The 20,338-nt window shown below is 45.6% G+C and carries 18 protein-coding genes and 1 tRNA gene; 13 read left to right on the top strand and 6 right to left on the bottom strand.

The window, feature by feature from the left end; all coding sequences use genetic code 11:
• Positions 1-369 precede the first annotated feature (369 nt).
• The 3 genes from leuS to H9625_RS00360 all read left to right on the top strand — a co-directional run bounded on the left by leuS (position 370) and on the right by H9625_RS00360 (position 4,885).
• On the top strand, positions 370-3,204 hold the full coding sequence (leuS, locus tag H9625_RS00350; protein WP_087406406.1) for a leucine--tRNA ligase: 2,835 nt from the start codon (positions 370-372) through the stop codon (positions 3,202-3,204).
• Positions 3,205-3,297: 93 nt separating this feature from the next.
• A complete protein-coding gene (locus tag H9625_RS00355) occupies positions 3,298-4,194 on the top strand; it encodes a YitT family protein (protein WP_013618261.1) in 897 nt (298 codons plus the stop codon).
• Between the two features lie 103 nt (positions 4,195-4,297).
• Positions 4,298-4,885 carry a non-canonical purine NTP diphosphatase gene (locus tag H9625_RS00360; protein ID WP_191762696.1) on the top strand — a complete coding sequence of 196 codons (588 nt, stop codon included), beginning with the start codon at positions 4,298-4,300 and terminating at the stop codon, positions 4,883-4,885.
• Positions 4,886-5,178: 293 nt separating this feature from the next.
• Here the strand turns inward: H9625_RS00360 and H9625_RS00365 are convergent, their stop codons facing one another.
• The 4 genes from H9625_RS00365 to H9625_RS00380 form a co-directional block, all read right to left on the bottom strand.
• Positions 5,179-5,790 (bottom strand): polysaccharide deacetylase family protein, encoded by a 612-nt coding sequence (locus H9625_RS00365; RefSeq protein ID WP_022040384.1) that lies wholly within the window; start codon positions 5,788-5,790, stop codon positions 5,179-5,181.
• Between the two features lie 108 nt (positions 5,791-5,898).
• Positions 5,899-9,231 carry a DUF2723 domain-containing protein gene (locus H9625_RS00370; protein ID WP_191762697.1) on the bottom strand — a complete coding sequence of 1,111 codons (3,333 nt, stop codon included), beginning with the start codon at positions 9,229-9,231 and terminating at the stop codon, positions 5,899-5,901.
• 418 nt (positions 9,232-9,649) lie between these two features.
• Positions 9,650-11,011 (bottom strand): Na+/H+ antiporter NhaA, encoded by a 1,362-nt coding sequence (gene nhaA / locus H9625_RS00375; protein ID WP_191762698.1) that lies wholly within the window; start codon positions 11,009-11,011, stop codon positions 9,650-9,652.
• 226 nt (positions 11,012-11,237) lie between these two features.
• Positions 11,238-11,492 carry a hypothetical protein gene (locus tag H9625_RS00380; RefSeq protein WP_158100014.1) on the bottom strand — a complete coding sequence of 85 codons (255 nt, stop codon included), beginning with the start codon at positions 11,490-11,492 and terminating at the stop codon, positions 11,238-11,240.
• 138 nt (positions 11,493-11,630) lie between these two features.
• On the opposite strand from H9625_RS00380, the gene H9625_RS00385 reads away from it, so the two are divergent.
• The 3 genes from H9625_RS00385 (at position 11,631) to H9625_RS00395 (ending at position 13,368) form a co-directional block, all read left to right on the top strand.
• Complete coding sequence (locus tag H9625_RS00385) at positions 11,631-12,503, top strand: metal ABC transporter solute-binding protein, Zn/Mn family (RefSeq protein WP_087211173.1); 873 nt, start codon at positions 11,631-11,633, stop codon at positions 12,501-12,503.
• Positions 12,500-13,207: a metal ABC transporter ATP-binding protein gene (locus H9625_RS00390; protein ID WP_191762699.1), complete on the top strand. Its 708-nt coding sequence runs from the start codon at positions 12,500-12,502 to the stop codon at positions 13,205-13,207. Before H9625_RS00385 ends, H9625_RS00390 begins: the two co-directional genes overlap by 4 nt.
• An 87-nt stretch (positions 13,208-13,294) precedes the next feature.
• Positions 13,295-13,368 (top strand) — tRNA-Ala (locus tag H9625_RS00395).
• Positions 13,369-13,792: 424 nt separating this feature from the next.
• Here the strand turns inward: H9625_RS00395 and H9625_RS00400 are convergent.
• Together H9625_RS00400 and H9625_RS00405 are read right to left on the bottom strand one after the other, a co-directional pair.
• A complete protein-coding gene (locus H9625_RS00400; protein ID WP_191762700.1) occupies positions 13,793-14,158 on the bottom strand; it encodes a helix-turn-helix domain-containing protein in 366 nt (121 codons plus the stop codon).
• A 4-nt stretch (positions 14,159-14,162) separates the two neighbouring features.
• Positions 14,163-14,459 (bottom strand): type II toxin-antitoxin system HigB family toxin, encoded by a 297-nt coding sequence (locus tag H9625_RS00405; RefSeq protein ID WP_191762701.1) that lies wholly within the window; start codon positions 14,457-14,459, stop codon positions 14,163-14,165.
• 275 nt (positions 14,460-14,734) lie between these two features.
• Here H9625_RS00405 and H9625_RS00410 point away from each other — a divergent pair, with 275 nt between their 5' ends.
• From H9625_RS00410 to H9625_RS00440, 7 genes are all read left to right on the top strand, one after another.
• On the top strand, positions 14,735-14,896 hold the full coding sequence (locus tag H9625_RS00410; RefSeq protein ID WP_191762702.1) for a hypothetical protein: 162 nt from the start codon (positions 14,735-14,737) through the stop codon (positions 14,894-14,896).
• A 177-nt stretch (positions 14,897-15,073) separates the two neighbouring features.
• Positions 15,074-16,087 (top strand): DUF3871 family protein, encoded by a 1,014-nt coding sequence (locus H9625_RS00415; RefSeq protein WP_191762703.1) that lies wholly within the window; start codon positions 15,074-15,076, stop codon positions 16,085-16,087.
• Between the two features lie 108 nt (positions 16,088-16,195).
• On the top strand, positions 16,196-16,669 hold the full coding sequence (locus H9625_RS00420; RefSeq protein ID WP_191762704.1) for a hypothetical protein: 474 nt from the start codon (positions 16,196-16,198) through the stop codon (positions 16,667-16,669).
• 14 nt (positions 16,670-16,683) lie between these two features.
• A complete protein-coding gene (locus H9625_RS00425; protein ID WP_191762705.1) occupies positions 16,684-17,430 on the top strand; it encodes a Sak single strand annealing protein in 747 nt (248 codons plus the stop codon).
• A 2-nt stretch (positions 17,431-17,432) separates the two neighbouring features.
• Positions 17,433-18,365 (top strand): hypothetical protein, encoded by a 933-nt coding sequence (locus tag H9625_RS00430; protein WP_191762706.1) that lies wholly within the window; start codon positions 17,433-17,435, stop codon positions 18,363-18,365.
• Positions 18,366-18,387: 22 nt separating this feature from the next.
• Positions 18,388-18,666: a hypothetical protein gene (locus H9625_RS00435; protein WP_191762707.1), complete on the top strand. Its 279-nt coding sequence runs from the start codon at positions 18,388-18,390 to the stop codon at positions 18,664-18,666.
• Between the two features lie 106 nt (positions 18,667-18,772).
• Entirely contained in the window at positions 18,773-20,335 is a 1,563-nt protein-coding gene (locus H9625_RS00440) for a hypothetical protein (RefSeq protein ID WP_191762708.1), read from the top strand.
• The last annotated feature ends 3 nt before the right edge of the window (positions 20,336-20,338 follow it).

The raw sequence follows: 20,338 nt of genomic DNA on the forward strand, positions 1-20,338 counted from the left end.
TGCTTCTGAAGCATGCATAAGAAGCAATTTATCCACACATTCCACTTGACGTTATCCACAAGCTATAAACACCTATAAGAAGGTTTCAACAAGTTTTTCAACTGTTTATTTACCATTTATCAACAAAATTCTTAACCGATAGAAACGCTTGTCTTCTATATTTTTGTATCTTTGTACTGATGAGAAACCGAAACTGAAAAACCGCAAAACAATGATGCAACAATCTTCAGTGAACTGACCGGTATTCTCGTTTCTTTCCCTCACTTCAAACTCTTCCGCCCTTCATTCGTTGCAAATAAAGGATTTCTTTGTATCTTTGCGCAGCTTATAATATAAGGTGTAAAATCAAAATCACAACACAATATCACCATGGAATATAATTTCAGAGAGATCGAAAAGAAATGGCAACAGAAGTGGGTGGAACAGAAAACCTACCAGGTTACCGAAGACGAATCGAAACAGAAGTTCTACGTGCTGAACATGTTCCCTTATCCTTCGGGAGCGGGACTTCACGTAGGCCATCCGCTGGGATACATCGCCAGCGACATTTATGCCAGATACAAACGCCTGCAAGGCTTCAATGTGCTGAACCCGATGGGATACGATGCCTACGGGCTTCCGGCGGAACAATACGCCATCCAGACCGGGCAGCATCCTGCCATCACAACCCAGAACAATATCAACCGCTACCGCGAGCAGCTGGACAAGATAGGATTCTCGTTCGACTGGGACCGCGAAGTGCGTACCTGCGACCCTAAGTATTACCACTGGACGCAATGGGCTTTCCAGAAAATGTTCAACAGCTTCTATTGCAACACCTGCGGCAAGGCACAACCCATCGAAAAACTGATAGAGCACTTCGAAAAGCAGGGTACCGAAGGGCTGGACGCAGCTTGCTCGGAAGAACTGAGCTTCAGCGCCGACGAATGGAAGGCAATGAGCGAAAAGCAGCAACAGGAGACCTTGATGAACTACCGCATCGCCTACCTGGGCGAAACCATGGTAAACTGGTGCCCGCAACTGGGTACGGTGCTGGCAAACGATGAAGTGGTAGACGGTGTAAGCGAACGCGGAGGCTATCCCGTAGTGCAGAAAAAGATGCGCCAGTGGTGCCTGCGTGTGTCAGCATACGCAGGACGCTTGCTTGACGGACTGGACCACATCGACTGGACCGACTCTTTGAAAGAAACCCAACGCAACTGGATAGGCCGTTCGGAAGGTACGGAAGTGCGGTTCAAGGTGAAAGACCGTGACCTCGAATTTACCATCTTCACCACCCGTGCCGATACGATGTTCGGCGTGACCTTCATGGTACTGGCTCCCGAAAGCGAACTGGTTCCGCAAGTCACTACCGACGGACAGCGTGCCGAAGTGGAAGCTTATCTGGACCGTACCAAGAAACGTACCGAACGTGAACGCATCGCCGACCGCCGTGTGACGGGTGTATTCAGCGGCTCGTATGCCATCAATCCTTTCACGGGCGATGCCGTACCTATCTGGATTAGCGACTATGTATTGGCTGGCTACGGAACCGGAGCCATTATGGCGGTACCGGCACACGATAGCCGCGACTATGCTTTTGCCAAGCATTTCAACCTCCCCATCGTTCCGCTGGTAGAAGGATGTGACGTAAGTGAAGAAAGCTTCGATGCCAAGGAAGGTATCGTATGCAACTCGCCGAAAGCCGGTGTAACGCCTTATTGCGACTTGAACCTGAACGGCCTGACCATTAAGGAAGCCATCGCCGCTACCAAGGAATATGTGAAAGCACACCACTTGGGACGTGTAAAGGTGAACTACCGCCTGCGCGACGCTATCTTCTCGCGCCAGCGTTATTGGGGCGAACCGTTCCCGGTATATTACAAGGACGGCATGCCTTACATGATTGACGAAAACAAGCTTCCGCTGGAATTGCCCGAAGTCGACAAGTTCTTGCCTACCGAAACTGGCGAGCCTCCATTGGGACACGCTACAAAATGGGCTTGGGATGTAGAGAAAGGCGAAGTGGTAGAGAATACGAAGATAGACAACGTGCATGTATTCCCGCTCGAACTGAATACCATGCCGGGCTTTGCCGGTTCGAGTGCCTATTACCTGCGCTACATGGACCCGCACAACGATAAAGCACTGGTATCAGAGAAAGCAGACCGCTACTGGCAGAACGTAGACCTCTACGTAGGCGGTACCGAACATGCTACGGGGCACCTTATCTATTCCCGTTTCTGGAACAAGTTCCTGTTCGACCTCGGTGTAAGTGTCAAGGAAGAACCGTTCCAGAAACTGGTGAACCAAGGCATGATTCAGGGACGGAGCAACTTCGTATACCGCATCAAGGATACCAACACCTTCGTCTCTCTCGGCCTGAAAGACCAATACGACGTGACACCTTTACACGTAGACGTGAACATCGTGACCAATGACGTGCTCGACATCGAAGCCTTCAAGAACTGGCGTCCCGAATATCACGATGCCGAATTCATCCTCGAAGACGGCAAGTACATCTGCGGCTGGGCGGTAGAGAAGATGAGCAAGTCGATGTACAACGTGGTGAACCCCGACATGATTGTCGAGAAATACGGAGCCGACACCCTGCGTATGTACGAAATGTTCCTGGGTCCGGTAGAGCAGTCGAAACCTTGGGACACGAACGGCATCGACGGTGTGCACCGCTTCCTGAAGAAACTCTGGAACCTGTTCTACGGGCGTCAGGGCGAATTCCTGCCTGCGGAAGGCGAAGCTACGAAAGAAGAACTGAAGTCTATCCATAAACTGATAAAGAAAGTTACGGGCGACATCGAGGTCTTCTCATACAATACCTCTATCAGTGCCTTCATGATTTGTGTCAATGAACTGACCGCGCTGAAGAGCCGCAACAAGGCAGTGCTGACCGACCTCGTTATCCTGCTTGCTCCCTTCGCGCCTCACCTTGCCGAAGAGCTTTGGGAAGCGTTGGGACACGGCACCACCGTATGCGATGCCCAATGGCCTGCATGGAACGAAGACTACCTGAAGGAAGACACGGTGAAATATACTATCTCTTTCAACGGGAAAGCACGTTTCACCATGGAATTCCCTGCGGATGCCGACAACGACACCATACAGGCAGCGGTAATGGCGGAAGAGCAATCGCAGAAATGGATTGAAGGCAAGACTCCGAAGAAGGTCATCATCGTGCCGAAGAAAATCGTAAACATCGTGTTATAAATAAAAGAAACGCAGATTAACGCAGATTTTCGCAGATTAAAAATAAAAAAATCTGCGTCAATCCGCGTTAATCTGCGTTTAAACCAATTATCTATGGAGTTAGCATTAATCAAGAAGATAAGCCGCGAGTCGAAAGATTACCTTGCCATTACTTTCGGGCTGGTACTCTACGCGCTGGGCTGGGCGATGTTCCTGCTCCCCTACCAGATTACGACGGGAGGCGTGACGGGTATCTCCGCCATTATCTATTACGCCACAGGAGTAGAGATACAAGTATCCTACTTCATTATCAATGCCATATTCTTAGGCTTTGCCCTGAAAATACTGGGACCGAAGTTCAGTGTAAAAACCGTATATGCCATCTTTATGCTGACCTTCCTGCTCTGGCTCTTCCAGTGGCTGCTGAAAGACGATGCCGGACACTTGCCCCAACTCCTCGGACCGGGACAAGACTTCATGGCGTGCGTCATCGGAGCCGGCATGCTTGGATTCGGTATCGGCATCGTGTTCTGCAACAACGGAAGCACGGGCGGCACCGACATCATCGCCTGGATTATCAATAAGTACAAGGACGTGACGCTGGGACGCATGATGATGTACTGCGACATCGTCATCATCTCGTCGTGCTATTTCATCTTCCACGACTGGCGGCGCGTGCTCTTCGGCTTCTGCGTGCTCTTCATCATGAGCATCGTGATTGATTATGTCATCAACAGCGCACGCCAGTCGGTGCAGTTCCTCATCTTCTCGCGCAAGTACGAAGAGATAGCCGAAGGCATCTCCACCCGGATAGACCGCGGCGTCACCCTGCTTGACGGGCAAGGATGGTACAGCAAACAGAATATCAAGGTAGTAGTGGTACTGGCAAAAAAGACCCAGTCGCTCGACATCTTCCGCCTCGTGAAAGACATCGACCCCAACGCTTTCATCTCGCAAAGCAACGTCGTAGGCGTATACGGAGAAGGATTCGACAAGCTGAAAGTGAAATGAATTTTATAAAAAGACGAACACAGAGACACGGAAACACAGAGAAAATAAATAAAAAACTCCGTGTCTTTGTGTCTCTGTGTTCATTTAAATTTCCATCAACGCAATGAAAAAGAAACTCGTTTTTGCAACCAACAACGCGCATAAGCTCGAAGAGATACGCGCCATCCTCGGCGACAAGCTGGAGATATTGAGCCTGAACGACATCGATTGTCACGCCGATATTCCTGAAACCGCCGATACCCTCGAAGGAAACGCCCGCCTGAAAGCCGGATACATCTACCAGAACTACGGCATGGATTGCTTTGCCGACGATACGGGACTGGAAGTGGAAGCCCTCGGCGGCGCACCGGGCATCTACTCGGCACGCTATGCCGGAGGCGAAGGACATGACTCGGAAGCCAACATGCGCAAATTGCTTTCCGAAATGGAAGGAAAGGAAAACCGCCGTGCCCGCTTCCGCACCGCCATCTGCCTCATCGAAAGCGGCAAAGAGCATCTGTTCGAAGGCATCGTGCAGGGCAACATCATCGAAGCACGCCGCGGCACCGCAGGCTTCGGCTACGACCCCGTTTTCCAGCCCGAAGGCTATGCCGAGACATTTGCCGAAATGGGAAACGAAGAAAAGAATAAAATTAGCCACCGTGCCCGTGCCGTGCAGCAGCTGGTGGAATACTTACGCTCTGAAAACTAAAATGCGGCACCGATGTAGGTGTGTCAATCGCTTCTTGACACCCAATTCCTCCATCGGTGCGCTATCTTTATTATTGAAGCCTCAATGGGAATGCAAAGATTCATACAGACATGATAACGAATGGCATTTCACAATACAATCCCTGAACAACACGGTAATAGGACAATCAAGTTATAGGATGAAAAGCGTATGTCTGTTTCTGATAAAATGAAGCCTCCTGTTCGCTTCATGCGAACAGATGGGCTACTACAATAACGGGGGAATGAGCATCACCACAATATTCTGCGACCGTGTTATTCGAATACTTTGAATGTGTAGCCTTGTGCCAACAGCCATTCGATAGCACGGGGTAAGGCATACTTCAAGCGCGGCTCAGACTTGATAGAGTCGTGGAAAGTGATGATGGAACCGTTTCGGACATATTTTTTGACCTTGGCAAGCACTTGCGGACCGGTAAGACGCTTGCTGTAGTCACGGGTGACAAGATCCCACATCACGATGCGGTATTTCTTTTTCAATACATGATATTGCACCCAGCGCATATGGCCGTGAGGAGGACGGAAAAGATCTGTATGCAGGTATTCATTTGCCTTGTCGGTATTTGCCAGATAATTCTGGCTCAGATATTCGAAGCCTCGAATATGATTGAAAGTATGGTTCCCGATACGATGGCCTCGTTCTACTACCATACGGAATTCTTCAGGGTGCTTACGTACGTTATCACCCACCATAAAAAAGGTAGCCTTGATGTTATATTTGTCTAATAAGTCGAGTACCCAAGGTGTGATGTTGGGGATAGGCCCATCATCGAAAGTCAGATAAACAGCTTTTTCATTTTTATCCATACGCCATAAAGCACGTGGATAAATCCATCGAAGCAATAAGGGAGGTTGTTCGATAAGCATAACAGTATTTTGAAAGTAATTAATAGTCAACAATGAATAGTATATAACAGGCTTGTTGCATAACTGTTGCTAACTATTCATTGTTAACTGTTAATTGTTAACTATAAACTATTCATGAGCCGGATTAGCTTTTCCTATACGGTTTTCCAGCAAGCCATATAGCTGGTCGAACTGATGACGGTAGCTAGTTGCCGATTCAAGTGGTTTACCGTTTTCATCCTTCAACTTTTCAAGCGCTTTGCAGACATCGTCTAAGATGGTATAGTGGCGTATGCACTCTTCGTACGAACTGGCCAAACGTATATCGTCAAGGCTCATATACCAAGCAGCATATTCTACCGAATTTTGCGCTAACTGGCAGAGGATATTTTCTGCTTTCCCAGTTTCACCCAGTTTTGCGTAATCATCCGCCATTTCTTTCGAACTGCTGTAGATGTAGTCATGGCGCACCGTAGTGCTCGGAATCACTTTTTCGCAATAATCAAGAACTTCCAATGCCTTGTCGTTCTTGCCTTCTTTTATCAATTGGGAAGCCAATTGAACGAACATACGGCGGTGCGTATCGCACATACGGAGCACGGTTTCATCCAAATAGATATCCGGATTATCAATGCCGCCGAATTTGAACTTGTGCATCAGGTTATCGTACATCTTTTCCGAATCAATACGCCGTCCTAGTTTGGCGTTGTCGAACGGAGTGATGCGGTATGCCAAACCTTCTTGCAGGAAGTTATTAGTCAGGTTCAGATGATTTTCCTGACCTACGGTAATCGCCATATACATCGGACGTTCCCAGTTGGTATTGGCAAGCATTTCCAGCATCATCAGTTCGCTTTTGTATAGTACGCGTTTGCCTTTCAGTGAGATGTGCATATAATCAGGAATCGAATCGGGAGTAAGCATACCCGAACGTTTGATTGCTTCTTTGTCCAGCTTGATGACAATGCTGTCCGTCGGAATCATTTGCAAGCCTTCCTTCGGCGAACGTACCCAATATTTCAGGATATTCTTCAGTTCGTATGGATTGTCACCGAACTCTTTCTTCGCTTCTTCGGGATATTGCTTGTAATAATTGTTGATAGTTTCCATTGCATCGGGACGTACATAAACCGCTTCGTTGTGTCCTTGTACGTAGTCGATACGCTCCCAGTCTATAGGAACGGAAGGCGAGTCGTATGCCGGACGACGCATTTGGTCGATGTACCAATCGGTCTGCAGATAGCTCAAGTTGCATACACGCACATCCGTACGGAAACCTTCGGTCTCTTGATTGTACCACAAGGGGAATGTGTCATTGTCACCGTTGGTGAAAATTATCGGTTTACCATCGGTTTGCACGGAATTTAAATAGTTTTGTCCGAAGTCGCGGCACGTATAACGTCCGCTCCGGTCGTGGTCATCCCATGTCTGGCTTACCATTTGTAAAGGAACAAGCAGACATACCACGCTGGCAAGAATAGCTGATGGTTTCTCGCCTAACTTCTTCTTTAGCCATTCGGCGATAGCTGCTACTCCCAGACCTATCCAGATGGCAAAAGCATAGAAGGAAGCTGCATATGCATAGTCACGTTCACGTGGTTGTTGCGGTGTCTGGTTCAGGTAAAGCACAATGGCAAGTCCCGTCATAAAGAACAGGAAAAATACAATCCAGAACTGCTGGATGCCCCGTTCGCCCCGATAGGCTTGCCAGAACAAGCCGATTAGTCCCAGTATCAAAGGCAAACAATAAAACACGTTGTGCCCCTTATTATTTTTCAAATCGCTTGGCAATAAAGTTTGGTCACCCACCAACATCTTGTCGATGAACGAAATACCGGTAATCCAGTTGCCGTGCTCGATTTCGCCCTGACCTTGAATATCGTTCTGCCGTCCGGCGAAATTCCACATAAAGTAACGCCAATACATATAATTCAACTGGTAGATGAAGAAGAACTTGATGTTATCCCATTGGGTAGGTATCTTCACCATCAGCATTTCCCCACACTGGTCGTATGGGACCTGACGACCTTCTACACCTCCTAACCAACTTTCGTAGGCCGCTGCATGATCCGAACTATACATGCGAGGGAATATCATGTTTTGTGCATACTTGTATTCGCTCTTGTGGCGTACGATTTCATAACTGTCTTTCTCGTCCGGACGCTCTTTTTCTTTACGCTGATAGACAGGTGCACCTTCTGTCATGGCATATACACAGCCCCCATCGACTTCTTCGAGTGCCATTTTCGAAGCATACGTCTGTCCGTAGAAAAGTGGGCGCGTACCGTATTGTTCACGTCCCAAGTATTCGCCCAAGGTAAAAATGTCTTCAGGCGAATTCTGATCCATCGGCGTATTTGCCGATGAACGGATAACGATAACGGCGTATGAAGAATATCCCACCACCATCATCATCATGCAAAGCAAGGAAGTATTAAGCGTGCGGGCACTGACTTGATATTTTTCAGGAAGTTTGGCAAACAGGTACAATGCCAGAACCGCCAGTACGATAATGCCGATAAGCACACTGCTCCATCCATGTCCGTAGAAGGGGATACCCAACAATCCTACAGTGGTAAGGAAAGAAATGTTCATCCGTTTCCGGCTACGTACGGTATAGCTTTCGTATACACCCCATATAAGGCTGGCCGCCAAAAGGATGATATAAATAATAAGTCCGGTATTGAACGAGAATCCCAAACTGTTGACAAACAGCAGTTCGAACCAACCACCTATTTTCACGATGCCCGGTACGATACCATAAAGTACTACGGCTATCAGTATCATCGAACCAACCAGTGCCATCAAGCTTCCTTTCAGGTTGGCATTGGGATTCTTTTTATAATAATATACCAGTACAATGGCGGGAATACAAAGCAAGTTCAGCAAGTGGACTCCGATTGACAAACCCGTCAGATAGGCTATCAGGATAAGCCAACGGTCGCTGTGAGCTTCGTGAGCACGGTTTTCCCATTTCAGAATCAACCAGAACACTACGGCGGTAAAGAGACTGGAATAAGCATATACTTCACCTTCTACGGCACTGAACCAGAAAGTATCGCTCCATGTATAAGCCAGTGCACCCACCAGTCCCGCACCCATGATGGCAATAAGCTTACCGGTTGTCATTTCTTTTTCTTCGGGACAAATCAGTTTTTTAGTAAGGTGCGTAATGCTCCAGAACAGGAACAGGATACATGCTGCACTCATCAATGCGCTCATGATATTTACCATGACCGCCACTTGCGATGGGTCGCTGGCAAACTGGCTGAACAAGTTGGCTGTCAGCATAAAGAAAGGTGCGCCAGGGGGATGGCCTACTTCCAGTTTGTATCCGGTGGTGATAAACTCGGGACAATCCCAAAAGCTGGCAGTAGGTTCGATAGTCATGCAGTAAGTAAATGCTGCAACAAGGAAAGCGAACCAGCCTACCAGATTGTTGATCTTGTTGTACTGTTTCATTCTTAAGGTTTCATTTTTGTATAATTGCCGCAAAGATAGTGAATTTCACCGCAGGGCAGGTAAGAGTAGGATAGTTTTTCGTTTTTTTATAGAAACTGTTTTGAATTTATCGCTTGGCGATTTAGAATGATTCCCAAACACACCTGATCACGCCCGAAAACGGCACATTAAGCCTAAAACTTTTTATGAATGCCCGCAATTAGTCAATCCGCCGGAATTGAAATACTGTATTTGCCGATGTAGTATATATTCATTTTTCTGGGGGGATGTATTGACTGTTTGCGGACATTCATTTTTTATATTTTTTTCTGGATTTCTTCGTGCATTCTGTGTAGTGTTCCGTATTCAATGATAATATCAACGAAATGTATAACATCATATCGAGCAAAGTACAATCTTATCAGAATGGCGGTTGGGGCTATGAAACGTCAGGATTATCTGCTCCGGCACTATTGGCTTTCGGCAATGTCAGTTTAAGCATCGCATACCCCAAGATGCCTGCCAATACCGTACCTGCCAGCACTCCTAACTTTGCCTGGCCCAGCAATACCTCATCAGTTGCCACAAAGGAAAGATTGGCAATAAAAAGCGAAACGGTAAAGCCAATACCGCCTAATAATGCCACTCCCGCTGTATTCCGCCAGTTCATCCCTTGCGGCAAAGAAGTGACACGCAAGCGTACAGCCAACCACGTAAAGGAATAAATCCCCACAAACTTACCCACTACCAAACCTAATACTACGGCATACGTCACTATGCCGGCTATCTCTCCGCCTCCTCCCGAAAGCGTAATGCCTGCATTGGCAAAGGCGAAAAGTGGCATAATCAGGTAGTTCACCATTCCATGCATACGGTCTTCCATAAACTGGAGAGGCGAAATCACCTTGTCGGAAGCCGACTCAATACTCTTTAATGCATCTATCTGATTCGGAGTAAGAAGAATACTGCTCTTGTCGAAATGCGGGAATTCGGCAATGTTCTCACGGATGCGCGTGATGTATTTCTTCACGTTCAGGCACGGGATGGAAGGAATCGTGAACGCCACCAGCACACCTGCAATCGTAGCATGCACGCCCGACTGAAGGAAAAGATACCACACCGCAATACCTGCCACGCAATAAAACGTGCGCGACATAACCTGCATCCGGTTAGCTATCAGCAGGATAACAAGAATCGCAACTGCAGCCAGCAAATAGCCTCCAGCCAAATGAGACGTATAGCAAAAGGCGATAACCAGAATGCCTCCAATGTCATCGACCACGGCAAAGGCGGTCAGGAAAATCTTCAGGCTCAGGGGAACACGCTTGCCGAACAGGCTCAACACGCCCAAGGAAAATGCGATATCAGTCGCCATGGGTACCGCCAGGCCTCCTTCGGCAGGCGTTCCGGCGGTCATCGCAAAGTAAATTGCCACGGGGACAATCATCCCTCCCACCGCCGCGATGATGGGAAGCAACGCCTGGCGCAGGCTGGAAAGTTCGCCTACCAGCACTTCACGCTTGATTTCCAGTCCCACGGAAAAGAAGAATACCGCCATCAAGGCATCGTTGATGAACGCCATCAGCGTCAGAGGTTCACCGTGATGGCTGAACAGGTTGAATCCGCCTACCTGTAAAGCTACAGGATAATTCCAAAAGGCATGGTAAGCTTCCGTCCATGGCGAATTGGCTATCACCATTGCCAGCACGGCTACAACCATCAGCACCATACCACCATTGACACGATGTTTCAAAAAGCTCAAGAATGCATAATCGAAAGTCTTCATCATCGGATTACTCATAAAATTTACTGTTTTATTGTGTAAAAAATAAGAAACGCATGACTGCCTTGCTTGTAAGATTATTAATCTTCATGCCGAAAGATTATTAATCTTCACGCTGTAAGATTATTAATCTTACAACCGATGCAGCTATATGCCGGAGAGAACAATGCTTGCTTGCCATGCCGGATTTGTAATCATGAGTGGCACTGACAACAGGAGTGACACCGGCAGTGTGCATTCCATATTAAAGTACAATTTCACACCATTCAAAGTATAAAACAAAAATACGCCTTATTTTGTTTAGCTGCAAATGGAAATAGCGTAAACAATGAGAAGCTGTTTTGAATTTCTCCAAAAAGTTTTTCTTGGTTTGATGTATCCGTTTTCGTGCGTGCTTTGGGCGATTTTTTGGTCCTTTTCGCTCCTGTTCTTTGTCAGATAGCCCGCTATCTTCCTCATCACAGAAGCGAAAATGCCTCAAAAACTCATCCCAAATCATCGCACGATAAATTCAAAACAGCTTCTGAAAAAATGGAATTTATTATCCAACATTTCGTAGAGTACGCATTCTTTTCTGTTTTGTTCGCATATCTGAACAAGATTCTGTATTTTTGCAACACAAACAAGAAACAGACACATGAAAACGTACATCATTTTTTTACTTATCCTACTGTTTACCGCGTGTGGAGGACGTAAAACGCAGAAGCCTGCCGAGGAGAAACCGATACTTACCGTCAGTATCGAACCCTTGCGTTATTTTGCTGAATCCATTGCGGGCGAGCATTTCCATATAATCTGTATGGTACCCGAAGGCAGTAGCCCGGAAACTTACGATCCTACTCCACAACAATTGGTCGAACTGAGCCGAAGCCGCGCCTTCCTGCGTGCCGGATACATCGGCTATGAACTCGCCTGGGCTGATAAATTAAAGCAAAATGCCCCAAACGTCCCTTTTTTTAACTTATCGGATGGCGTTACCCTGATACACGAAGAAGAAAAAACAGAGCATCCCCATGCAGGAGGTGTCGAGCCGCATACATGGAGTTCCATCAGTAATGCTTATACAATATCAGCCAACATTTGCCGGGCACTTTGCCAAATAGACCCGGAAAATAAAGAATATTACATGACCCGCATGACCCGGCTGGGTACTAGGCTAAAGCAGATAGACGAAAAAATATTGGCTTACCTGAACGGCGGTGAACGCACGTTCTTGATTTACCATCCTGCACTCTCTTATTTCGCACGCGATTATGGATTGACACAAATCAGCATCGAAGAAGGAGGCAAAGAACCTTCGCCCGCCCAACTGAAGACATTAATCAACCGATGTAAAAAAGAAAATGTACGGACCATCTTCGTACAAAAAGAGTTTGATACACGCAATGCGGAAGCAATAGCCCGTGAACTGAATTTGTCCCTTATCCGCATCAACCCGCTGAGCTACAGATGGGAAGAAGAAATGTTGCATATAGCTCGCACGTTATCCAAATCCGATGAAATGCCATGACAGTTTCACTTCCTCTTATCCAATTAGAACATATCTGTGCCGCCTATGACCGCAAACCAGTGTTGGAAGATATAAACCTTACTGTCTGCGAACAAGACTTCATAGGCATCATAGGACCCAATGGAGGCGGAAAGACAACGCTGGTCAAACTCATTTTGGGATTGCTTCATCCTCTGTCGGGAAGTATTCGTTTTTATCAGAATGGCAAAGAGACCTCCGAACTCAGCATGGGCTACTTGCCACAATATACCTCGATAGATAAAAAATTTCCCATATCGGTATACGATGTGATACTTTCCGGCCTAAACAAGCAGAAATCCCTCTTCCGTTCCTTCACAAAAGCGCAACATGAAAAAGTGCGTGCCATGCTCTCCCGCGTGGGACTGGAAGGATTAGAGCAACGTCCTATCGGGCAACTGAGTGGCGGACAACTGCAACGTGCCTTGCTGGGACGTGCCTTGGTCTCGAATCCGCAAATTTTAATATTAGATGAACCGAATACATATATTGACAAGCGATTCGAAACACATCTTTATACACTGCTGGAAGAAATCAACCGCGAACACGCCATTATCTTAGTAAGCCACGACATAAATACAGTGCTTCAACATGCTCAAAATATAGCCTGTGTAAATCACACCCTCGATTATTTGCCAATCAAGGAAGTGACTGGAAAATGGATAGAAGAACATTTCGACCGATAACAATCCATAAAATCAATAAAACAAGGATTTTTAACAATGGAAAAATAAGGAATATACAAGAAATACTCTTATCTTTGCACGCAGAAAGGGGCATTAGCTCATCTGGCTAGAGTGCGACACTGGCAGTGTCGAGGTGACCGGTTCGAGTCCGGTATGCTCCACAAACAGAGTATGTAAGTCATTGAATTTCAGCAATTCAATGACTTTTCTTTTTCCTAACATCCCCCTCTGACTCCCCCATCTTTTTATGCTCATTTAACAGGACCACCTTAATAACTATAAATTTCTACCTTTTTCTCTCCGTCCCTAATCCCTCGAAAGCCTTATTTATGAAGAAAAGAATGAAGCCGAATTGCAGCATTACAAGAAAGTAGTGCGCACGGCTTCAAATACAATAATAAAAATATGCCGGGTTGAACCTGAATTTCAGAAGATGGTCAGGAATCAATTCGAGGGCTGGAAAATCAGGAGTAGCCATAGCAGCTTCGTCTCTATGGTTGAAACTGTATGGAACAGTGAAGAGTCAAGTCAAGGTGATGAATCTTGATGACGGCTCTTCCTTTTTGTTCCAATGAACACTTGCAACTATACTCCTAAGACGATATTTGCATCAATCCCTAACTTTTTGCTGATAGTCCGGGCAACCTTTAGAGTAGGTTCGCATTTCCCAGAAATATAGTCGCTTAACCGGGAAGGACTGACACCAATCAATTCAGCAAGCGATTTCTGATTAAGTCCCATTTCGAACATGCGTAATTTAAGCACATCCACAAGGCTCGGTTCTCCCAATGCGAAATGTTCTTCCGAGTAATCAGCGACAAGATTGGAAAGCAATTCCAATTCTATGCTGTTCGGATCATCCAAAGGCGTTTCATCCGTTACCAAAGGAAGCAATTCCTCCACTCTCTTTACAGCCCAGTCATATTGGGCTTGGGTTTCTATTTTCGTCATATCCTTATATTTTAGAGCAATCCGGTATTCTGTCATATTCTGCATGGGTTCCGATAAAACGTATATATACAAACTTTATCGTGAACTTGATAACCACAACCAGCCTGTAGTTATTCCCCTTAATATTAAACACATAGTGTTGGTTGCCTACATTATCAACACTATTAAAGGTTTTCTTAATATCTGCGAAACAAGTCCATCTGCTTTTTTTGACGATGGTTGCCCATTCTTGTAGGGCAACTTTGGCATCCGGATGAGTTTCTGCATATTCCTTTAATGCTTGTTCTGTAAAGATTCTCATTGGCTACTTTATTCTCATTGGACAAAGATACAGTATAAAATTCTAAATTCCAAAATTATATTCTACTATTCTGAATAATTCACAGGGGAAATAATATTGACAGGCATCCGGTTCCCATCCGTCAAAAACGTATACTCATTTGTTATTCTCTTTCCCTTCATCCTTCTCTCATCGCCTCAAAGCCTTATTAATGAGAATAATAATAACAAATAAGGAAAAGAAGAGAAAACGAGAGAAGAATAACAATAGTATTAACAACAAAAATCAAAAGAGAAATGGGAAAATTAACAGAAGGATTGAAGATTGCGGCCTATGTGGCTGAAATTGTAATGGCAAGTGCAGTCGTAATTGAGCTTGTCGGAAAATGTGGCGGTAAAGTGAAAACGAAAGCCGCAAGTGTGGAGACCGGTGCAGGAGAAGCAGCAGAAACAGAATAATGTCTTATGAATTATGACAAGACACAAGACGTGATTATAACGCTCCTTGAAGTAGGGACATCAGTACTCAAGGGCATAAAGAAGCTGAGAAGTTTATTTGTAAAGTCAAAGAAATAAACCTCTTGGCTTTTTTGTTTTTTTTGAGAATCAGATTATTAACCAGTAAAACATTACAGTATGAGAAGAACAACAACTGAAACGGCTTTGAACCGTAGCGGATTCATAGAAGACGCAGTAACCGTACCGGAAGAAAACGGGGAAGGTATAAAGAACCATCCCAATTTCATTGAAGCGAACACATCCGGAATCACGCTAAGAGAACTGACGGAGAAAAACATCATTCCGACCTTCAGCGACAACAGCCTGACGATTTCACACCAGAATTTCATCGGTGCAGTAGCCAAAGCGGCAGAGGAAGTATTCGGAGAGCTTACACCTGTTGAATGCAGGGTTTCACATCCCATTATCGGGCGTATCCCATCGGCACAATATAAAAAGACCAGTGAACTGACGGAGGAAGAAAAGACGGTATTCTATCAAAGGCTTGCGTGGGTATGTCATGTAAGCCATCTTGTAAGAACCATTAACGGGCAACCCACCCATTTATGTATCGGCGGTGTCCGTGCTTATAATGAGGACAAGCTCTACAGCAAGCGAAGCCCCATGAAATTCAAGATTTTCGTGGGCTGGCAGGTAAGGGTATGCAGCAATTTGATGTTGACCACAGACGGTTTCACAGGAACAATCGAGTGTATGACAGAGGCTGACATTATGCAAAAGTCCATAGAATTGTTCGGGGCTTTCAATCCGCATAAGGAAGAAACCTTGGAACTTTTAGGCAATCTGAAAGAAACTTCATTTACCGAAGAACAGTTCTGCAAGATAGTAGGGCGGCTGAGATTATACCAGTTCCTGCCCGCATCCGAACAAAGAAGATTACCCTCCCTGCAAATCGGTGACCAGGCTGTGAATGCGATGGTAAAAGGTTATGTTTCCAATCCCGATTTCGGAAAGAAAGAAGGGGAAGAGTTTACTTGCTGGAACCTACTCCAGCTTGCAACCGAAGCCGTAAAATCAGCCTACATCAACTGTTGGTTGGAAAGGAACCAGAACTGTACGGATTTCGCTGTAGGAATCCAAAACGCACTCCGTGGCAACGATACCGAAGGCTACGGATGGTTCTTAAGTTAAGCCTATACATATATAATATATAGGTATATAAGAGAGGTACACATTATCAACTGAATCAAGATTTTGTGTGCCTCTCCTTTTTGTTTCATCCCAATAATTTTTTAGAAAATGCCAACCGTGAATATCGAACTTTTCAAGAGGACATCGCCTGTAAGAAAGATTGAGATTATAAGGAATCTTATACAGGTGGAATTGGCAGGAATATCAGAAGAAACCATACTCCGAATCGTCAAAGAAGTGGGACGCAGAAATTCCGGGACAAGGAACTATGAGTTTTATATCCACCCTGACAGAAGAACCGGAAACCGATGGAATTCCGAAGTGGAAGGATTATGGCTCTACAAAGGAAAACTTCATGTCATGGTTTATATCCAGCTTGACCATACGGACTGTGAAAAGACAGTTCCCTACGATGATTTTTTCAGGAAAGAAGAATACAGAGGTGCGGTTATCCGGGAAGACCGCTACGGGAATCCCCAGACCTACTATTATGTGTATGATGAAAAGGACAAGGCGGAGGTCATTAGAAGCATCTGCCTTGAATACATCCATACAAAGTATAAATCAAAACTTAACCGTTAAAAACATTATCAACTATGTGCAAATTTCAACAACCGCAGATTCCTGCCAACGTAACGGCAGACGAAAGGAGAGCCATCTATTTTGACGCTCTCTATTCCCTCGACCTCAGTGACAAGGTTGAGAAGTACAATGACCTGACTTACTTAAGTTGGGCGAATGCCTGGGCTGAGTTCAAAAGATGCTATCCCTCAGCTACTTACCGGATTATCAAAAATCCGGAGACCAACCTTCCATATTTTGCAGATCCTTGTATCGGTATCATGGTCTATACAGAAGTAGAAGTGGAAGGAATCACCCATGAAATGTGGCTCCCCGTGATGAACAGTTCAAACAAGGCGATGAAACTTGAGGCATATACTTACAGCGTGTATGACAAGTTCAAGAAACAGCATGTAGAAAAGACGGTGGAAGCAGCAACCATGTTTGATATTAACAAGACGATCATGCGTTGTCTGGTGAAAAACCTCGCCATGTTCGGTTTGGGGTTATATATCTATGCAGGGGAAGACGTGCCGGAGAATGATTCGACAGATACACAACAGATAGATTCCTCCAAGAAAACAATACGGAGAGCAAAGACAATCAATCAGGCACAGCAGGCGACTGACAAGTATGCAGGTATAAAAGCTGCCTTGAAAGCTTGTCCTGACCAGCAGTCATTGATGAACCTCTATCAGCAGCACAAGAATGAGGTGGACGGCAACAGTGAAATCAAGGCACTCTTTACCGAGCGCAAATTACAACTTCAAAAAGCGGCATGATTATGAAAACGAAAAGAATTGAACTGAAAGAATCAGGTGTGCTTTTCAATGAAGAAGAACACTCTTACTTGCTCGATGGAAAAGAATTGTCAGGCATTACGGGAATGTTGCAGAGACAGCTGTTCCCTGACGAATTTGACGGAATACCCGAACACCTTATCCAAGGTGCGGCGGATTATGGTGCAGGTGTACATCTTTCCTGTGAGGACTTTGACAAGAACTGGATCAATGACGGGACACAGGAGGTGATTGATTACATTCAGCTATGCAAGGACTATGGATTAGTCCATGAATGTTCGGAATATACCGTAACCGATGGAGCAAACTGGGCTTCGAAGATAGACAAGGTATATCGTGTTTCAGAAGACACGTTCAGTCTGGGGGACATCAAGACCTACGGACAGATGCCCCCTGTAAAGCTGGAGAAAGCAAGGTGGCAACTGAGTATTTACGCCTTCTTCTTCGAGCTGATGAACAGGAAAGCGAAGATAGACAAGCTGTTTGTCATCCGGCTTCGCAACAAGATGAAGAAAGACGGTTCGTTTGACCATATCAAGGAAATCATCTTTGTAAACCGGATCCCCTCAGACATATGTAAAGAGCTGTTGGATTGTGACCTTCGGGGAGAGCGGTTCATTAACCCGTTTGATATACCGGATGAATACAGGTCGCAGGAAGAAACCATACGCAACCTCATTCAAACGAAGGCCGTAATAGAAGAACAACTTGCAAATATCAAGGCGAAAATACTGGCTGACATGGAAGCGCAAGGAGTTAAAACATGGGCTACGGAAACGATGAGGTTGATCCGTAAGTCACCCACCACACGCTCCTCTTTCAATCTGCCGGCATTCAAAAGTGACCACCCTGGACTGGAGTATGAAAACTATATGAAGGTTTCCCCGGTGGCCGGATCTTTACAGATAGTAGTATAACCATAAAAAACGAAGAAATAATATGAACGAAGAACATTTGAACGAGAACAGCAAGGAGTTCAAGGCCGCCAAAGAACTGGAGAACGCCTTGAACGATTACGGGTGGAATCCCAAGAGGTTCGCCCTGGCAACGATGACTTTCCACAAGACCCTGCAACAGAGCCTGTTCAGGACAATCGTGGAAATCCTGAAAGTCTATGCTTCCCCTGAGAGAAGGACAGACCTAAGAAACGAGGCATCGAAAATCGGTGCCCAAAAACTGATGGAAGTGCTTATAGAAATGCAAGTGCCATTCATCTAAAGCGGTTGAAACAGATACCGCACCGATATTCCGAGGAGGGATATTCCTGTAAAAGGGAGTATCCCTCCTTTTTTTGTTTAACGACTTTCTAAAAATCAAGACTATTATGTTATACTATAATTTCAAGAACTACGATGGATTCAAGGACTTGTTTGGAACCATCAAGCATGGGAACAATACACAAAGCCGGAAGAACAGGATCCTGCTGGCTTACCTGAAAGACAAGAACCTGTTGCATCAAGCGGCGGCAGGCAATGATTATAGTTTTCTGCATATCAGCAGCATGGCAGAATTGGAGCAGCGTATGCAGAATGAAATTCTGATTAGCGGGAATGAAGATGAATCCCTCCCTTATGAACTGCATCTGATGGGAAAGACTTACTACAGCATTATTTATGAAACGGACGGGAATGACGGTTTATGTGAGGATGGAGATTCCAAATGCGTAAGATACCATAACCATAGAACCGGGAAAATCTTCAAGATGAAAGCGGGAAAACTCTACCGGCATCTGATTTTAGAAACGGAGTTCGGGAAAACACTCCCCGAACAGGTCATCACCTACCTGTGTGAGGAGTTCGCAGCAAAATGGCAGGCCTTTACGATGGGCAGGCTCCCCAAAAACAAGCTCTATGTCAATCAGGAATTTGAACGCATCTATTCTTCGAAGTACTGTGAAGGGGATTTCTGTTCCTGCATGGTTGACAAAGGCTATCACGGTTTTTATGAGAAGTCGGTCAATGCGAGCGCGGCTTACCTGGAGAATGAAAAGGGCAAGATCATCGCACGCTGCATCATCTTCAATGAAGTGAAAGACCAGGACGGTAAAGTTTACCGGTTGGCAGAACGCCAATACGCTACCGGTGACAACCATATTCTTAAAAGAGCCTTGGCAGACGCTCTAATCCGGGGAGGATATATAGACGGTTACAAAAAGGTAGGAGCTTCTTGTAATGAAGCGAATGCTTTTGTCAGCATAAACGGGGAATCCTTATCCGACCGGAAATTCAGAATCGCTTGCGATTTGGACTGGGATGACGATCTGAGTTATCAGGATTCGTTCAAATCCTATAGCATGAGTGCAAGGATAGCGGACAATTATTGTTATGGGGACATTGACCTTGGCATTACGGAAGGGAGCCTGAACAATGCGGAGGAAGATGGCTGTTATGACAGTTACCATGGGTATGATTGTGATGAAACCGTCCTTGTTTACGTTCATGGGGAAGAGTATGATTGTGATTCCGATAACCTCGGTGATTTCGTCTGGATTGACAGTGAGGGGGAATACCACCATAGGGATGATGTGTCGGAGTGTCCGGAGTGCGGCGGATATTTCTTAAAGTCTGAAACCTGTTATTCTGAGGTGACTGATGATAATTATTGCTGTGAGGAATGCAGGGAAAAAGCGGAAAAAGAATATAAGGATGCTAACTGGTATTATTCCGATTATGACGGTGAATATTTCGAGGAAGAAGATGACATCGCCTATTATTGGCGTTGGAACAGGGAAAAAGAGGAATACGAGAAAAAAACAATCTCCGTAAGCTCCCTGAGAAGCCTCCTTTATTCCGATGACTTCTTTGAGTTCGACAATGAATGTTTCGACCGGGTAAATCCCGCTACCAACCTTCCCTACGGTTATAAACTAATCAAAACAGTAGCATGACTT

Source organism: Phocaeicola intestinalis, assembly GCF_014837065.1.
Lineage (GTDB): Bacteria > Bacteroidota > Bacteroidia > Bacteroidales > Bacteroidaceae > Phocaeicola > Phocaeicola intestinalis.

Bases quoted from the DNA above. Each gene is read 5' to 3' on its own strand.
- leuS (WP_087406406.1), top strand. From the start codon at position 370: ATGGAATATAATTTCAGAGAGATCGAAAAGAAATGGCAACAGAAGTGG.
- H9625_RS00355 (WP_013618261.1), top strand. From the start codon at position 3,298: ATGGAGTTAGCATTAATCAAGAAGATAAGCCGCGAGTCGAAAGATTAC.
- H9625_RS00360 (WP_191762696.1), top strand. From the start codon at position 4,298: ATGAAAAAGAAACTCGTTTTTGCAACCAACAACGCGCATAAGCTCGAA.
- H9625_RS00365 (WP_022040384.1), bottom strand. From the start codon at position 5,790: ATGCTTATCGAACAACCTCCCTTATTGCTTCGATGGATTTATCCACGT.
- H9625_RS00370 (WP_191762697.1), bottom strand. From the start codon at position 9,231: ATGAAACAGTACAACAAGATCAACAATCTGGTAGGCTGGTTCGCTTTC.
- nhaA (WP_191762698.1), bottom strand. From the start codon at position 11,011: ATGAGTAATCCGATGATGAAGACTTTCGATTATGCATTCTTGAGCTTT.
- H9625_RS00380 (WP_158100014.1), bottom strand. From the start codon at position 11,492: ATGATTTGGGATGAGTTTTTGAGGCATTTTCGCTTCTGTGATGAGGAA.
- H9625_RS00385 (WP_087211173.1), top strand. From the start codon at position 11,631: ATGAAAACGTACATCATTTTTTTACTTATCCTACTGTTTACCGCGTGT.
- H9625_RS00390 (WP_191762699.1), top strand. From the start codon at position 12,500: ATGACAGTTTCACTTCCTCTTATCCAATTAGAACATATCTGTGCCGCC.
- H9625_RS00400 (WP_191762700.1), bottom strand. From the start codon at position 14,158: ATGACGAAAATAGAAACCCAAGCCCAATATGACTGGGCTGTAAAGAGA.
- H9625_RS00405 (WP_191762701.1), bottom strand. From the start codon at position 14,459: ATGAGAATCTTTACAGAACAAGCATTAAAGGAATATGCAGAAACTCAT.
- H9625_RS00410 (WP_191762702.1), top strand. From the start codon at position 14,735: ATGGGAAAATTAACAGAAGGATTGAAGATTGCGGCCTATGTGGCTGAA.
- H9625_RS00415 (WP_191762703.1), top strand. From the start codon at position 15,074: ATGAGAAGAACAACAACTGAAACGGCTTTGAACCGTAGCGGATTCATA.
- H9625_RS00420 (WP_191762704.1), top strand. From the start codon at position 16,196: ATGCCAACCGTGAATATCGAACTTTTCAAGAGGACATCGCCTGTAAGA.
- H9625_RS00425 (WP_191762705.1), top strand. From the start codon at position 16,684: ATGTGCAAATTTCAACAACCGCAGATTCCTGCCAACGTAACGGCAGAC.
- H9625_RS00430 (WP_191762706.1), top strand. From the start codon at position 17,433: ATGAAAACGAAAAGAATTGAACTGAAAGAATCAGGTGTGCTTTTCAAT.
- H9625_RS00435 (WP_191762707.1), top strand. From the start codon at position 18,388: ATGAACGAAGAACATTTGAACGAGAACAGCAAGGAGTTCAAGGCCGCC.
- H9625_RS00440 (WP_191762708.1), top strand. From the start codon at position 18,773: ATGTTATACTATAATTTCAAGAACTACGATGGATTCAAGGACTTGTTT.